This window comes from Rhodovulum sp. MB263, from assembly GCF_002073975.1.
Classification (GTDB): Bacteria; Pseudomonadota; Alphaproteobacteria; order Rhodobacterales; family Rhodobacteraceae; genus Rhodovulum.
Map to the genome: position 1 here is coordinate 1,886,495 of NZ_CP020384.1, position 15,794 is coordinate 1,902,288.

Consider the following 15,794-nt stretch of genomic DNA (forward strand, 5'->3'; position numbering starts at 1 on the left):
CGGGGCACATATAATATGGATCCGCCGCTGGCTGCCGGCTCGGCGCTGTCAGCCAGCGGCGCTGCGGCGGTGCTCGGCCTGGCTGTGCCACCCCTGACCTGAAAGCGCCGCGGCAGAGCCAGTCTCGTCCTCCGCCCGAATGTCCGGAACGTCACTCGGCGGCTCGACTGGTGCCTTGCCCGGTATGTCGACCAGAATTTCCGTCAGCCGTGCGCCCGAGACCGGTTTCAACGCCACATCCGCCATTCCGGCGGCGCGGAAACGGGCGAGATCCTCGGGAAGGGCATGGGCGGTCATCGCCACGATCCGGGGCGGGCAGTCGTTGGTCGCGCGGATGCGCCGGGCCGCCTCGACCCCGTCGAGACGGGGCATGCTGATATCCATCAGGATGACATCGAAGGCCCGGGCGGCGGCGGCTTCGACCCCGTCGAGCCCGTCGACGGCCTCGGTGACGCGGTGACCGAGCCCTTCGAGCAGGCGCCGCGCGATGAAGCGGTTGACGCGGTTGTCCTCGACCACCAGCACGTCGAGACATCGGACCGGGGCCGGGGCCGGCTCCGGGGCAGGGGCGGCCTGGGGCGTTGCGCCGGGCTCGGCGGTCGCCGCGGCCTTGGGAAGCGGCAGGGTCACGGTGAAGGTGCTGCCCTGGCCCGGTTCGCTGGAGACCTCGATCCTGCCGCCGAGCAGTTTCACCTGACGGGCGACGATGGCCAGTCCCAGCCCGGTGCCGCCCGTCTCGCGCTTGTAGGTCGCATCGGCGATGAAGAACTCGTCGAAGATCCGCGGCTGGTCCTCGGGAGCGATGCCGATGCCGGTATCGGCAACCCGGATCTCGACCATGTCGCGCGCGGGGCGCATCGCCGAGACCGTGACCCGGCCACCCTGGGTGAACTTGACCGCGTTCGAGATCAGGTTGATCACGATCTGACGCAGTCGCTGCGAGTCGCCCCTTACAATGCCGAGACCGGCCGGGCCGAGACCGGCGCCGATTTCGAGCCCGAGCCGGGTGTCGCGCTCGGCGGCCAGCGGCTGATGCAGCGCCACCAGACGCTTGAGCTTCGCGGGCAGGTCGAAATCGGTGATCCGGGTTTCCGAGCGCCCGGCATCTATGCGCGAGACTTCCAGCACGTCCTCGACATGGTGCAGCAGGATCTCGCCCGAGCAGGACATGATGTCGAGATACTGGCGCTGGGCGTCGTCCAGACCGCTGCGCTGCAACAGCTCCATGGTGCCGAGCAGCCCGTTGAGCGGCGTGCGCATCTCGTGGCTCATCACCGCCAGCAGCCGTGCCTTGGCCTTCTCGCCGGCCAGTGCCCGGTCGCGGGCGGCGGTCAGCTCGGTTTCGACACGCTTGCGCTCGGAGATGTCGCGCAGGAAGGTCACTAAGACCGTCCCTTCCTCGGTCACGGCGGGGCCGAACGAGATTTCCGCGGGAAAGCGGGCGCCCGATTTGCGCTGCGCGGGCAGTTCGAAGCGGCCGGTCGCGTCTCTGCCCTGCCGGATCGCGTCGCGATAGCGCGCCATGACCTCCGGATGGTCCGCCCGCAGCGCGGCGGGCACCAGGGTCTCTTCAAGCGGGCGGCCGAGCACCTCGTCACGGTCATAGCCGAAGATGGCTTCGGCGGCGGCATTGTATTCCAGCACGGTTCCGGCCTCGTCGGTCACGATCACCGCGTCGAGCGCTGTGGTGACGACGGCATTCAGCCGCGAGGTGGTCGCGCGGAGCGTGCGGCTGCGGCTTCGCATCCGGTGGTTCAGCCGGGCCAGCGCCGCCACCCCCGCCAGCAGCAGCACGATCACCGCCAGACCGATCAGCGCCAGCAGGGTTTCGAGCCGCTCGACATGGGCATGCCCGTTCAGATGCGACTCGACCATCAGATCCGCGCCCGCGGCCGAATAGCGCCGCACATCGGGTTCGATCGCGTCGACGGTCCGCGACAGCTCGGGCAACTGCGCCCGCAGGCGCGCGTCGGACCCGGCGAAGGCGTTGGCCATCTCGCGCAGCGCATCGGTGATGCGGCCAGCCTGCCCTTCGAGCCCCGAACGGCGCAAAAGCTCTCCGAAGGGGGCGGTCTCGGTCACCGCCTTCACCTGCGCGCTGAAATCGGCGAAATCGTGCCGCAGCCGGTCGAGCGGCATCCCCCCCCGTTCCGTCAGATAAAGCGCGGTATGCAGCTCGGCATGTTCGATCTCGAGACGGGTCAGCTGGGATTGCGCCGTCTCGGCCGTGATATCGTGCAGGTGGGCCTCGCGGTCCTGGATGTCGAAGGCGAGCACAACGATGGCACTCACCAGAATCGCCAGCGCGGCCGCCGCGGCGAGCGTCTCGAACACGCAACGCGGCGGCAGGCGCCGTCCCAGCAGCAGGACGGCGGCAAGGGCGGGGCGGCGGAGCGGCTGGTCGGCGGGCATGCGGTCGTCCTCGGCAGGGCGGCAAGGCCGCAGGAGACGGCCTCACTGCTCCCGAGATCATCGCATGTTTGCGTCAATTTTAAGGAATTCCGCCCGGGCTCTGGCGATCCGGGGCGACGGTCGGCCGCCCCGTTTCTGTCTGCCGGACGATCGGCGTTCCGTGATCGGCGTTGTTTCGTATCCTGCGTGAAGCACCCGGGACGTCCCGGACGGGCGCCGGGGCAGGGGCTGGGGCGGCGTCACATGGCGACTGCGCTCAGCCCATGGCCAGACCGATTTCCAGAGGCGCGGCGGGCAGAGCAGGCGGAACCGGGGGGGGCATCCGGCGCAGGGGCAAGGCCCTCGGCCGCGAAACGGGCCAGCGTGGCGCGCAGCCCGGCCTCAAGGCCGATTGCGGGCGACCAGCCCAGCACCGCGCGGGCCCGGGTGATGTCGGGTCTGCGCTGTAACGGGTCGTCACAGTGCAGCGGATGAAACACCAGCGGCGAGCGCGCGCCGGTCAGCCTCTGCGCGGTCCGGGCGAGGTCGAGCACCCGCATCTCGGCGGGATTGCCCAGGTTGAGCGGCCCGGTGACCTCGGGCGGTGTCGCCATCAGCTGGATCAGCGCCTCGACCATGTCCGAGACATAGCAGAAGGAGCGGGTCTGGCTGCCGTCGCCATAAACGGTGAGCGGTGCGCCGGTCGGCGCCTGCATCGCGAAATTCTTCGACACCACGCGGCCGTCATCCGGGCTCATGCCGGTCCGTAGACGTTGAACAGCAGCGCCACCTTGACCGAAACACCGTAGCGCCGCCGGAAATCGAAGATCAGCGTCTCGGCGCAGCGCTTGCCCTCGTCATAGCAGGCTCGCGGCCCGATCGGGTTGACATGCCCCCGGTATTCCTCGGTCCGGGGATGGACCTGCGGATCGCCATAGACCTCGGAGGTCGAGCATTGCACGAGCCGCGCGCCGCCCTTCCGGGCAAGCTCGAGCAGGTTCGATATGCCGATCACCGAGGTCTTGACGGTCTGGACCGGATCGCGGCCGTATTGGGCGGGCGAGGCGGGACAGGCCAGATTGTAGATCTCGTCGACATCGCGTTCCAGCGGCCGCGCCGCGTCATGGCGCAGGAGCGTGAAACCGGGCTGGCCGAGCAGGGCGGCGATATTGCTCTCGCGCCCGGTCGAGAAATTGTCGAGTCAGGTCACCGCATGGCCCCTGGCCAGCAGCGCCCTGCAGAGATGCGAGCCGATGAACCCGGCGCCGCCGGTGACGAGGATGCGTTTCGGGAAATGCGTCAAGGGAATGCTGCCTGTCCTGAGGTTGCTGGATACGGCCTGCCCGCAGCGATGCGGCGGACATCAGTGTCGGGGCCGGCGGGCGGAGAGCCAGCCGGCAGAACCAAACACGGCACCAAACGCGGTGCCAGATACTGGAGCCAGAAACCTGAGAAACGCGGCATATCACAGTTCGGGCCGACGGCCGGAAAGGCTTGGTCCGATCCGCCCCAGGACCGGTCTGGACATGACCGGATCCCGGCTGCGCCTTGCCTCAGACTGTGTAACAGCGGAATGCAGTTTAAAATAAATATCAATAAAAAACAAGCTATAGGTGTATTCTGGAACTCTGTAACCGGGGCAGGCCGTCCTGTCCGGCCGCGATCCGCCGGTATCGCCCCCTCTATGCCATCCCCTCTCCGGCAGAGCCGGAGGGGGGGCACCGGGCGATGCGTTTGTTCCCGGCAGCTTCGTTCCTGCCCCGATCCGGCGCCGGGTCCGCACCGGGCAGGGCTTTGGGGCGTTTCGGACAGTGCCCGGAAAAGGGACGCAGGCCGACCGCCCTGGCGCGGAACAGGGCATTTGAAGCTTCCGAACGAACTCTCGCTTGAAGCGGAGGCCCTTTTCCTTCCATATCGCGGCAGCACCACATTCCGACAATTCCAAAGATGGAGGCCTCTTCCTTGACCGCCGCCGATATGCGCGATTCCATCCTGCGCCATCTCGCCTACGAGCTTGGCACCGATCCCGACCATGCCACCCTGCACGACTGGCGGATCGCGTTGTCACTGGCGGTACGCGACCGGCTGGTCGACCGATGGTTCGCAGCCAATCGGGCGACCCGGGCAGCCCGGCCCAAGCGGGTCTATTACCTGTCGATGGAATTCCTGATCGGCCGCCTGCTGGAAGACGCCATCGTCAACCTGCGCCTCGAAGAGCAGGTCGGGACCGCGCTGGCCGATCTGGGGCTGGACTTCGACGCGGTGATCCAGAACGAGCCCGATGCCGCGCTTGGCAATGGCGGGCTCGGGCGGCTGGCTGCCTGTTTCATGGAATCGCTCGCGACCATCGGTTGCCCGGCTTTCGGCTATGGCATCCGCTACGAGAACGGCCTGTTCCGGCAGTCCTTCCAGGACGGCCGCCAGGTCGAGGAGCCCGAGGACTGGCTGAGCCAGTTCCATGCCTGGGAATTCGAGCGGCGCGACGTGGCCCAGGAGATCCGCTTCGGCGGAGAGGTCACCCGGAAGGACGGGCGCGCGGTCTGGACCGGGGCCGAGGCGGTGATCGCGGCGGCCTTCGACACGCCGATCATCGGCTGGAAGGGGCGCTGGGCCAATACGCTCAGGCTCTGGTCGGCGCAGCCGCTACACGGCTTCGATCTGGCGCGCTTCAATCGCGGCGAATACGCGGCCGCGGCCGAACCCGAGGCCCTGGCCCGCACCATCAGCCGGGTGCTTTATCCCGATGACACCACCGGGCCGGGCAAGGAATTGCGGCTGAAGCAGGAATATTTCTTCACCGCCGCGTCGCTCCGCGACATCCTGCGCCGGTTCGAGGAAGAGGGTGGCGCGCTGGCCGATCTGCCGAAGAAGGCCGCGATCCAGCTCAACGACACCCATCCGGCGATTGCCGGGCCGGAACTGGTGCGGCTTTTGCATGACGAGCGCGGCATGGCGCTCGACGAGGCCATCGCCACCGCGCGGGGCTGCCTCAGCTATACCAACCACACGCTGATGCCCGAGGCGCTGGAGCGCTGGTCCGAGGATCTGATGACCCACCTGCTGCCGCGCCACATGCAGCTGATCGAGCGGATCGACGAGGCCCATGCCGCCGAGATGCCCGGCCGCCGGGTCACGCTGCGCGAGAATGGCGAGGTGAAGATGGGCGAGATCGCCTTCACCATGGCGCACAAGGTCAACGGGGTCTCGGCGCTCCATACCGATCTGATGAAGGAAACCGTCTTCGCCGAGCTGCACCGGCTGCATCCCGACCGGATCGTCAACGAGACCAATGGCGTCACGCCGCGGCGCTGGCTGCTGTCGGCCAACCCGCGCCTCAGCCGGCTGATCACCGACACCATCGGCGAGGGCTGGGTCGACGATCTCGGGCAGCTCGGGCAGCTCGAGGCCTCGATCTCCGATCCCGGCTTTCTCGACGCCTATGCCAGAGCCAAGCGCCGGAACAAGGAAGACTTCTCCGACTGGCTGGCGGCCGAGCAGGGGGTGCGGGTCGATCCCGCGGCCCTGTTCGACGTCCAGATCAAGCGCATCCACGAATACAAGCGCCAGCATCTGAACATCCTCGAAGCGGTTGCGCTCTGGCAGGAGATCCGGGCCAATCCGGGCGCGGGCTGGGTGCCGCGGGTCAAGATCTTCGCGGGCAAGGCCGCGCCCGGCTATGTCTTCGCCAAGGAGATCATCCATCTGATCAACGACGTGGCCGAGGTGCTGAATGCCGATCCGGTCACCAGCCCCTATCTCAAGGTGCTGTTCCTGCCCAATTACAATGTCAGCCTCGCCGAGCGGCTGATCCCGGCCGCGGATCTGTCGGAGCAGATCTCGACCGCGGGCAAGGAGGCCTCGGGCACCGGCAACATGAAATTCGCGCTGAACGGCGCGCCGACCATCGGCACGCTCGACGGCGCCAATGTCGAGATCCGCGACCGGGTGGGCGCGCGCAACTTCTTCCTGTTTGGGATGACCGCCCAGGAGGTCGAGGCGCGGCGCGCGGTTCAAGATCACGCCCGCCAGGCGATTCAGGCCGATCCTCGGTTGGGCGGCGCGCTGACGACGATCAGCCAGGGCGCCTTCTCGCCCACCGACAGGCACCGCTATCGCGGCGTGGTCGCAAATCTGACCGGGCAGGACTATTTCCTGGTCTGCTCGGATTTCACCGCCTATTGGGACGCCCAGCGCCGGGCCGAGGCGGCCTTTGCCGATCCGGCGGTCTGGCACCGGATGGCGGCCTGCAACACCGCGCGCGCGGGCTGGTTCTCGTCGGACCGCACGATCCGGGGCTACATGGAGGAGATCTGGGGCACGGTGCCGCTGGCGGCAGAGTGAGGATGGCGTTGCATTTGGATCTGGCGGGCTTAGGCTTCGGGGCATGAATTTCGCTCGCTCCGCCTCGAAGGATCCGTTTCCCTCCCGCCAGGATGCGCTTTTGCTGCAGGCCGGCCGGCATGACGACCCATTCGCCGTGCTCGGCCCGCATGGCAGCGGCCGCGACCGGATCGTGGCGGCCTTCCTTCCCGGGGCCGCGACGCTCGAGGCGGTGGTCGGGGACAAGGCCCATCCGCTGACCCGGCGGGCCGAAGCGCCCGATCTGTTCACTGGCGCGGTTCCCGGCAAGGATGTCTACCGCCTGCGCGCGACCGATGGTGCCGGCCATGCCTGGGAATTCGACGACCCCTACCGCTTCGGCCCCGTCATCGGCGAGCTGGACGAATATCTGCTTGCCGAGGGCACCCATCAGCGGATCTGGCAGGTGCTGGGCGCCCATGTCCGGAGCCATGAGGGCGTGGCGGGCACCCATTTCGCGGTCTGGGCGCCGAATGCGCGCCGGGTCTCGGTCGTGGGCCCGTTCAATGCCTGGGACGGGCGCCGGCACCCGATGCGGCGGCGCGGCGCCACCGGGGTGTGGGAGATCTTCCTGCCCGGCATCGGCGAGGGCGAGTGCTACAAATACGAGATCCTCGGGGCGGATGGCAGCATGCAGCCGCTCAAGGCCGATCCGGTGGGGTTCGGCGCCGAGCATCCGCCGAAGACCGCAAGCGTGGTGCGCGACATCCGGGGCTATGGCTGGCATGACGATGCCTGGATGAGCTACCGGGCGGGCAACAATGCCCGGACCGCGCCGATTTCGATCTACGAGGTGCATCTGGGCTCCTGGCGGCGGCGGGGCGCCGAGGGCAACCGGCCGCTCTCCTACCGGGAGGCCGCCGAGGAACTGGTCGATTACGCCGCCGACATGGGCTTCACCCATCTCGAATTCCTGCCGCTCTCGGAACATCCCTTCGACGGCTCCTGGGGCTATCAGCCGGTCGGGCTGTTCGCGCCCACCGTGCGGCACGGGCCGCCGCATGAATTCCGCGATCTGGTCGATGCGGCGCATCGCAAGGGGCTGGGGGTGATCCTCGACTGGGTGCCGGGGCATTTCCCCAGCGATGCCCACGGGCTGATCCGCTTCGACGGCACCGCGCTCTACGAACATGCCGACCCGCGCGAGGGCTTCCATCACGACTGGAATACCCTGATCTACAATTACGGCCGGACCGAGGTCGCCAATTTCCTCTACTCGAACGCGCTGTACTGGCTCGAGGAATATCACGTCGACGGGCTTCGGGTCGATGCGGTGGCCTCGATGCTCTACCGCGACTATTCCCGCAAGGAGGGCGAGTGGATCCCCAACGTGCATGGCGGGCGCGAGAATCTCGAAGCCATCGCGATGATGCAGCGGATGAACGCGCTCTGCTATGGCGAGGTGCCGGGCATCCTGACCGCGGCCGAGGAAAGCACCTCCTTTCCCGGCGTCTCGCGGCCGGTCGATGCCGGCGGGCTCGGCTTCGGCTACAAGTGGAACATGGGCTGGATGAATGACACCCTGTCCTATATCGCCCATGATCCCGTGCACCGGAGATACCATCACCACCAGATGACCTTCGGGCTGGTCTATGCCTTCTCCGAGAATTTCATCCTGCCGATCAGCCATGACGAGGTCGTGCATGGCAAGGGCTCGATGCTGGCGAAGATGCCGGGCAACGATTGGGAGAAATTCGCCAACCTGCGCGCCTATTACGGTTTCATGTGGGGCCATCCCGGCAAGAAGCTTCTGTTCATGGGCCAGGAATTCGCCCAGCGTGCCGAATGGGACAGGGCAGGCGAGCTGGACTGGGGCGTGCTGGGCGCAGACTGGCATGGCGGCATGCAGCGGCTGGTGCGCGATCTCAACACGCTCTACCGGGCGACGCCCGCGCTCCATGTGCGGGATTGCGAGCCCGAGGGCTTCCGCTGGGTCGAGGCCAATGCGGCCGACATGTCCGTCTATGCCTGGCTCCGGCAGGGACTCGATGGCGATCCGCCGGTGGCGGTGGTCGCGAACCTCACCCCGGTGGAACGGACGGGCTTCCGGCTGGGGCTGCCGCGGCCCGGGCGCTGGCGCGAGGTGATGAATACCGACGCGGCGATCTATGGCGGCGGCAACAGGGGCAATCTGGGCGGCGTTCTTGCCGGGGAGCGCGAGCATCAGGGGCTGCCATTCTCGGCCGAGCTGACCCTGCCGCCGCTGTCGGTGCTGTATCTGATGCCGGGTGAGGATTGACGAGGAGAGGATGATGGAGACGCGCTACAGCAGGCTCGCGAGCCGAAGCATGGCTTTCGTGCTGGCGGGCGGGCGGGGCAGCCGGCTGAAGGAACTGACCGACATGCGGGCCAAGCCCGCGGTCTATTTCGGCGGCAAGACCCGGATCGTCGACTTCGCGCTGTCGAATGCGCTGAATTCCGGCATCCGCAAGATGGCGGTCGCGACCCAGTACAAGGCGCATTCGCTGATCCGCCACTGTCAGCGCGGCTGGAATTTCTTCCGCGCCGAGCGCAACGAATATCTCGACATCCTGCCCGCCAGCCAGCGTGTCGCCGAGAACCAGTGGTATCTCGGCACGGCCGATGCGGTGACCCAGAATATCGACATCGTCGACAGCTACGGCGTCGATTACGTGCTGATCCTCGCGGGCGACCACATCTACAAGATGGATTACGAGATCATGCTGCGCCAGCATGTCGAAACCGGCGCCGAGGTGACGGTGGGCTGCCTGACCGTGCCGCGCACGGAGGGCTCGGCCTTCGGGGTGATGAAGGTGGACGAGACCGACCGGATCGTCGACTTCATCGAGAAGCCGAAGGACCCGCCCGGGATGCCCGGCGATCCCGGGCAATGCCTGGTCTCGATGGGGATCTATGTCTTCGACTGGAAATTCCTGCGCGATCTGCTTCTGCGCGATGCCGGGGACCCCGGCTCCAGCCATGATTTCGGCTCCGACCTGATCCCGCAGATCGTGAAGGGCGGCAAGGCGATGGCGCATCGCTTCACCTCTTCCTGCGTCAAGGATCGCGCGGATTCGCCCGCCTACTGGCGCGATGTCGGCACCATCGACGCCTTCTGGAAGGCCAATATCGATCTGACCGATTTCACCCCCGATCTCAATCTCTGGGACAAGAGCTGGCCGATCTGGACCTATTCGGAATCGGTGCCGCCCGCGAAATTCATCCATGACGAGGAGAACCGGCGCGGCTCGGCGGTATCCTCGATGATTTCGGGCGGCTGCATCATCTCGGGCACCGAGGTGCGCAATTCGCTGCTCTTCACCATGGTCCGGACCAATTCCTACGCCGTGCTCGACCATGCGGTGGTGCTGCCCTATGTCGAGGTCGGCCGGCGCGCGCGGCTCAGCAATGTGGTGATCGACCGCGGCGTCGTGATCCCGCCGGGGCTGGTCGTCGGCGAGGATCCGGAAGAGGATGCGAAATGGTTCCGCGTGACCGAGGGCGGCATCACCCTCATCACCCAGTCGATGCTGGAGCGGAGGGCCGGGGCATGAGCCTGCGCGTGCTGTCCGTCGCCTCGGAATGCGTGCCGCTGGTCAAGACCGGCGGGCTTGCCGATGTGGCCGGGGCCCTGCCGGGCGCCCTGAAGGCCGAAGGGGTCGAGATGCGTGTGCTGATCCCGGGCTATCCGGCGGTGCTGGCAAAGGTCGAGACCGGCGAGACGCTGTGGGAAAGCCAGGATTTCTTCGGCGGTCCGGCGCGGCTTTCCTTCGCGACCCATGGCGATCTGCGGCTTTACGTGCTCGAGGCCGCGCATCTTTACGACCGGCCCGGCGGCCCCTATCTCGACGGCGGCGGCAGCGACTGGCCCGATAACGACATCCGCTTCGGTGCGCTGTCCTGGATGGGGGCGCAGATCGGCGCTGAGGGCGCGGGCGACTGGCGCCCCGAGCTGATCCAGTGCCATGACTGGCAGGCCGGTCTTGTGCCGCTCTATCTCAAGGCGCGCAATGTCGATCTGCCGACGGTGATGACGGTGCACAATATCGCCTTCCACGGGCTGATGCCGTCAAGCCGGATGGCGGCGCTCGGCCTGCCGGGCTGGGCCTTCCATCCCGGCGGCATGGAGTACTATGGCCAGGTCTCGGCACTGAAGGCGGGGCTGGTCTATGCCTGGAAGGTGACGACCGTCAGCCCGACCTATGCGCGCGAGCTGCGCACGCCCGAATTCGGCGGCGGGCTCGACGGGGTGATCCGGGCGCGGGCGGGTGACGTACTGGGCATCCTGAACGGCATCGACGAGGCCGACTGGGACCCGGCGACCGACCCTCATGTGCTGCGCTTCAGGCAGCCCCGCGGCAAGGCCAGGGCGCGCACGGCGCTTCTCGAGGAAATGGGTCTGGACGACGGGCCCGGGCCGCTTTGCGTCGTGGTCTCGCGGCTGACCGGGCAGAAGGGGCTCGATCTGCTCTTGCAGGCGCTGCCCGATCTGGTGGCGCGGGGCGGGCGGCTGGTGCTTCTGGGTTCGGGCGAGCCGCCGCTGGAACAGGCCTGGCGCTCGGCCGCCCGGCGCCATGAGGGCGTCGCGGTCCGCATCGGCTATGACGAGGCGCTCGCGCACCGGCTGATCGCGGGGGGCGATGCGATCCTCTTGCCGTCGCGCTTCGAGCCCTGCGGGCTGACCCAGCTCTACGGGTTGCGCTATGGCACCATCCCGGTCGTCGCCCGCACCGGCGGTCTTGCCGATACCGTGATCGACGCCAACCCGGCGGCGCTGGCGGCGGGCGTGGCCACCGGCATCCAGTTCGCGCCGGTCACCGCCGAGGCGCTGTCGGTCGCGCTCGACCGGCTCTGCGATCTCTACGCCGATACCGCCCTCTTCACCAAGCTCCGGCGCAACGCCATGCGCGCCCCGGTCGGCTGGCAGGGCTCTGCCGCCGCCTATGCGCGCCTCTTCCGAGAGATTGTCCCCGCCACATGACGCCATCCCCCACGATCCCCACCTCCATCGCCGCCGGCTGCCCGGATACGCTCGGGGCCCGATATGATGGCGAGGGCGTCAACTTCGCGATCTTCTCGGAACATGCCAGCCGGGTCTCGCTGTGCCTGTTCGACGAGACCGGCCAGACAGAGCTTGCCAATATCGATCTGCCCGAGCGCACGCATCATGTCTGGCACGGCCGGATCGACGGGCTCGAGCCGGGCCAGCATTACGGCTACCGGATCTCGGGCCCCTATCACCCCGACCAGGGCCACCGCTTCAATCCCAACAAGCTGCTGCTCGATCCCTATGCCCGGCGGATCTCGGGTCATCCGCGCTGGCATGACGCGCTGATGGGCTATGAGGTGGGGGCGGCGCAGGCCGATCTCAGCTTCGACAAACGCGACAGCGCGCCCTATGCGCCGCGCTCGATCGTGGCCGCGCCCGTCTTCGACTGGGCCGGTGACGCGCCGCCCGCAACGCCCATGGCCGAGACCGTGATCTACGAGGCCCATGTCAAGGGCCTGACCTGCCGCCATCCGCGGCTGCAGGCGCCGGGCCATTTCCGGGCGCTCGGCTCGGACCCGATGCTGGAGCATCTGCAAGGGCTGGGCGTGACCGCGATCGAGCTTCTGCCGGTGCAGGCCTTTCTCAATGACCGCTTCCTGGTCGAGAAGGGGCTGACCAATTACTGGGGCTACCAGACTCTGGCCTTCTTCGCCCCCGATCCGCGCTACATGGAGACCGGCGACATCACCGAGTTCCAGCGCATGGTGGCCCGGCTGCATGCCGCGGGCATCGAGGTGCTGCTGGACGTGGTCTACAACCATACCTGCGAAGGCAACGAGATGGGGCCGACGTTGTCCTTCCGGGGCATCGACAATGCCAGCTATTACCGGCTGGCCGGGGACCGGCGCTATTACGTCAACGATACCGGCTGCGGCAATACCCTCAATACCGGCCATCCGATGGTGCTGCGGATGGTGCTGGACAGCCTGCGCTACTGGGTCGAGACCATGCATGTCGACGGCTTCCGCTTCGATCTGGCGGCGACGCTGGGGCGGGGACCCGATGGGTTCGACCCCGATGCCGCGATCTTCCAGGCGATGCGGCAGGACCCGGTACTGTCGCGGGTCAAGCTGATCGCCGAACCCTGGGACATCGGCCCGGGCGGTTATCAGCTGGGCGCCTTTCCGCCGCCCTTCTCGGAATGGAACGACAAGTTCCGCGACGGCGTGCGGCGGTTCTGGCGGGGCGATCCGGGGCGGGTGCCCGATCTGGCGGCGCGACTGGTGGGCTCCTCGCCGCAATTCGACCATTCCGGGCGGCCCGCGACCTCGAGCGTGAACCTGCTGACCGCCCATGACGGCTTCACGCTCCTGGATACGGTCAGCTACAACGACAAGCATAACGAGGCCAATGGCGAGGATAATCGCGACGGCCATTCGGCGAACTACTCTGACAATATGGGCGCCGAGGGGCCGAGCCAGGACCCCGCCATCATCGCCGCCCGCGCGCAGCGACGGCGCAACATGATGGCGACGCTCCTGCTCAGCCAGGGCGTGCCGATGATCCTCGCGGGCGACGAGATCGGCCATAGCCAGCATGGCAACAACAACGCCTATTGCCAGGACAATGCCACCGCCTGGGTCGACTGGCAGGGTGCCGACGAGGCCTTTCTGGCCTTCACCGCGAAATGCGTCGCCTTCCGCAAGGCCCATCCGATCCTGCGCCAGAAGCTGTTCCTGCATTCGCGCGAGCGTGCGCTTGACGGCATCGAGGATCTGTTCTGGCGCCGGGCCGATGGCCAGCCGATGTGCCGGTCCGACTGGGAAGATCCCGATCTGCGGCTGCTGGCGGTCGAGATCCGCACTGCCTCGGGTACGCCGCGCTATGGCGCGCTCGAATACGCGATCTTCGCGGTGTTCAATGCCGGCGGCGCTGTCGGGGTGACGGTGCCCGAGGCGCCCGAGGGCCAGCACTGGGCCCTGCATCTGGACAGCTCGCGTCCCGATCTGGCGCCAGAGCCGGTCGCGGGCAGCTTCGAGATGTCGGCCGAGGCGGTCGCGGTCTTCGTACTCGAAGAGGACCCCCCGGTTTGAGCAGCCTTGCTGCCCTTGCCCAGGCTGCGGGGATCCTGCCCGGCTATCGCGACCTGACCGGCACCGATCGGCCGACCGGGCCCGAGACGGCGCAGGCGCTGCTGGCGGCGATGGGGCTGGCGGCCGCGACCGAGATCGAGGCGGCGGCGTCGCTGGCCGCGCTCGAGGCCGCCCGGTCCGCGCGCCATCTTCCCGACTGGCTGGTCGTGCCCGAGGGCTGCGCGCCCGAACTGACTGTTCCGGCCGACTGGCGGATCGAGCTTGAAGGCGGCGATGTGCTGGAGGGCCGCGCGGAGGATCCGCTGCCCGCGCTGCCGCTCGGGATCCACCGGCTGAGCGTCGGTTCTGATGAGGCGACTTTGCTGTCCGCACCGCCTGCGCTGCCGCTGCCCGCGCGCGGCTGGGGGGTCGTTCTGCCGCTTTACGGATTGCGCGATGCCGGGCGCGGCGGGCTCGGCGATTACGCCGATCTGCGGCAGGCGCTGGAGGGCTTCGCCGGGCTTGGCGCGGGCTTTGTCGGCGTCAATCCGATCCATGCGGGCTTTCCCGCCGACCCGCGCGCGATCAGCCCCTATTCGCCCTCGCACCGGCGCCGCTTCAATGTCGCGCATCTTGCGGTGCCCGGCGAGGCTGCCCGGCCCGGGGGCGATCTGGTCGATTATCCCTCCGCCATCGCCGCGCGTCTCGCGGCGCTGAAGGCCGCTTTCGCCGGGCTTCAAGCGGATGCGCTGTCCGAGCTGGCCGCGTTCCGCGCCGCCGAAGGCCCGGAGCTGGAGCGTTTCGCACGCCATCAGGCGCTTTCGGACCGCTTCGGCCCCTATTGGCCCGACTGGCCCGCCGACTACCGCATCTGCGACGGCCCGGCGGTTTCGGCCTTCGCGGCGGCCAATGGCGAGGCCGTGGCGTTCCATGCCTGGCTGCAGCTTCTGGCCGGGACCCAGCTGGCCGCGATCCGCAAGGCGGGGGCGGCGGCGGGAATGCGGCAGGGGCTCTATCTCGATCTTGCCGTCGGCACCCATCCCGCAGGGGCCGAGACCTGGGCCGAAACCGGGGGCGATCCGGGGCTTTTCGCGCGGGGAGTCTCGCTTGGGGCGCCGCCCGATGCCTTCGCCCCGCAAGGCCAAAGCTGGGGGCTTGCGCCGATGCGGCCCGGGGCGCTGGCCGCGCGCGGCTTCCGCCCGCTGGCCGAGATCCTGCGGGCCCAGCTGCGCTTTGCCGGGCTTTTGCGGATCGATCATATCCTCGGCTTCGAGCGCACCTTCTGGGTGCCCGAAGGCGGCGCGCCGGGCGGCTATGTGAAGATGCCGCGCGCTGCATTGCTGGCGGTGGCGCGGATCGAGGCGGCGCGGGCGGGGGCCGTGATCGTGGGCGAGGATCTGGGCAATGTGCCCGAGGGGCTGCGCGAGGATCTGGCGGCTTCCGGGCTTCTGGGCTGCCGTCTGGCGATGTTCGACCCCGATATGGCGGACTGGCCCGAGCCGGTTCTGGGCAGTTTCGGCAGCCACGACCTGCCGCCTTTCGCCGCCTGGGGCGCGGGGCGCGACATCGACTGGCATCTGCGGCTGGGTCATATTGCGCCCGAGCAGGCCGAGGCGCTCGGGGCCGAGCGCGCGGCCCGGGCCCAGGCGCTCAGCGTCCGGCTCGGCGGGGTCGGGGTCGATGCTCTGCATGCCGCGCTCGCGGCCTCTCCGGCCCGGCTGGTCGCGCTTCAGACCGAGGACATGCTGGGCGCAACCGAGCAGGCGAACCTGCCCGGGACCGTTGACAGCCATCCGAACTGGCGCCGCCGGATCGGCCCGGCCGCCGCCGATCTGGCAGACTGCGAGCCGGTCCGGCGCGCGGCTCATGTCATGGCGCGCGCCGGGCGCTGAGACCCCGGCTTTTGACAGGACCTCACAGCTTCGAGACATGGCGCGCGGTGGTCCGTCGCCATCCATCGCCCCGGCCGAGAGCCGGAGGCTGTATCCTCCTCAAGAGGCGGCCAGCGGCGGATCTCTCGG

General features: G+C 68.2%; 8 protein-coding genes and 1 pseudogene. 6 read left to right on the forward strand and 3 right to left on the reverse strand.

Translation table 11 applies throughout. From position 1 onward, the window contains the following. Positions 1-48: 48 nt before the first annotated feature. The 3 genes and pseudogenes from B5V46_RS08845 to B5V46_RS20825 form a co-directional block, all read right to left on the reverse strand. A complete protein-coding gene (locus tag B5V46_RS08845) occupies positions 49-2,412 on the reverse strand; it encodes an ATP-binding protein (protein ID WP_080616267.1) in 2,364 nt (787 codons plus the stop codon). 239 nt (positions 2,413-2,651) lie between these two features. Then, a complete protein-coding gene (locus tag B5V46_RS20820; protein WP_369822827.1) occupies positions 2,652-3,149 on the reverse strand; it encodes an NAD-dependent epimerase/dehydratase family protein in 498 nt (165 codons plus the stop codon). Then, positions 3,146-3,694: pseudogene (locus B5V46_RS20825) on the reverse strand (NAD-dependent epimerase/dehydratase family protein). Before B5V46_RS20825 ends, B5V46_RS20820 begins: the two are co-directional and overlap by 4 nt. A 674-nt stretch (positions 3,695-4,368) precedes the next feature. On the opposite strand from B5V46_RS20825, the gene B5V46_RS08855 reads away from it, so the two are divergent. Genes B5V46_RS08855 through B5V46_RS08880 form a run of 6 tightly spaced genes read left to right on the forward strand, consistent with a single transcriptional unit; the run spans position 4,369 to position 15,665 of the window. Then, a complete protein-coding gene (locus tag B5V46_RS08855) occupies positions 4,369-6,732 on the forward strand; it encodes a glycogen/starch/alpha-glucan phosphorylase (protein ID WP_231119274.1) in 2,364 nt (787 codons plus the stop codon). A 43-nt stretch (positions 6,733-6,775) separates the two neighbouring features. Beyond that, positions 6,776-8,989 (forward strand): 1,4-alpha-glucan branching protein GlgB, encoded by a 2,214-nt coding sequence (glgB, locus tag B5V46_RS08860; RefSeq protein ID WP_080616269.1) that lies wholly within the window; start codon positions 6,776-6,778, stop codon positions 8,987-8,989. Positions 8,990-9,002: 13 nt separating this feature from the next. Continuing rightward, positions 9,003-10,265 carry a glucose-1-phosphate adenylyltransferase gene (gene glgC, locus B5V46_RS08865; protein WP_080616270.1) on the forward strand — a complete coding sequence of 421 codons (1,263 nt, stop codon included), beginning with the start codon at positions 9,003-9,005 and terminating at the stop codon, positions 10,263-10,265. Further along, positions 10,262-11,692 (forward strand): glycogen synthase GlgA, encoded by a 1,431-nt coding sequence (glgA, locus tag B5V46_RS08870; RefSeq protein WP_080616271.1) that lies wholly within the window; start codon positions 10,262-10,264, stop codon positions 11,690-11,692. The genes glgC and glgA overlap by 4 nt, the downstream gene beginning before the upstream one ends. Further along, positions 11,689-13,794: a glycogen debranching protein GlgX gene (gene glgX / locus B5V46_RS08875; protein ID WP_080616272.1), complete on the forward strand. Its 2,106-nt coding sequence runs from the start codon at positions 11,689-11,691 to the stop codon at positions 13,792-13,794. The genes glgA and glgX overlap by 4 nt, the downstream gene beginning before the upstream one ends. Further along, positions 13,791-15,665, forward strand: a complete 1,875-nt coding sequence (locus B5V46_RS08880) for a 4-alpha-glucanotransferase (RefSeq protein ID WP_080616273.1) — start codon at positions 13,791-13,793, stop codon at positions 15,663-15,665. The genes glgX and B5V46_RS08880 overlap by 4 nt, the downstream gene beginning before the upstream one ends. The last annotated feature ends 129 nt before the right edge of the window (positions 15,666-15,794 follow it).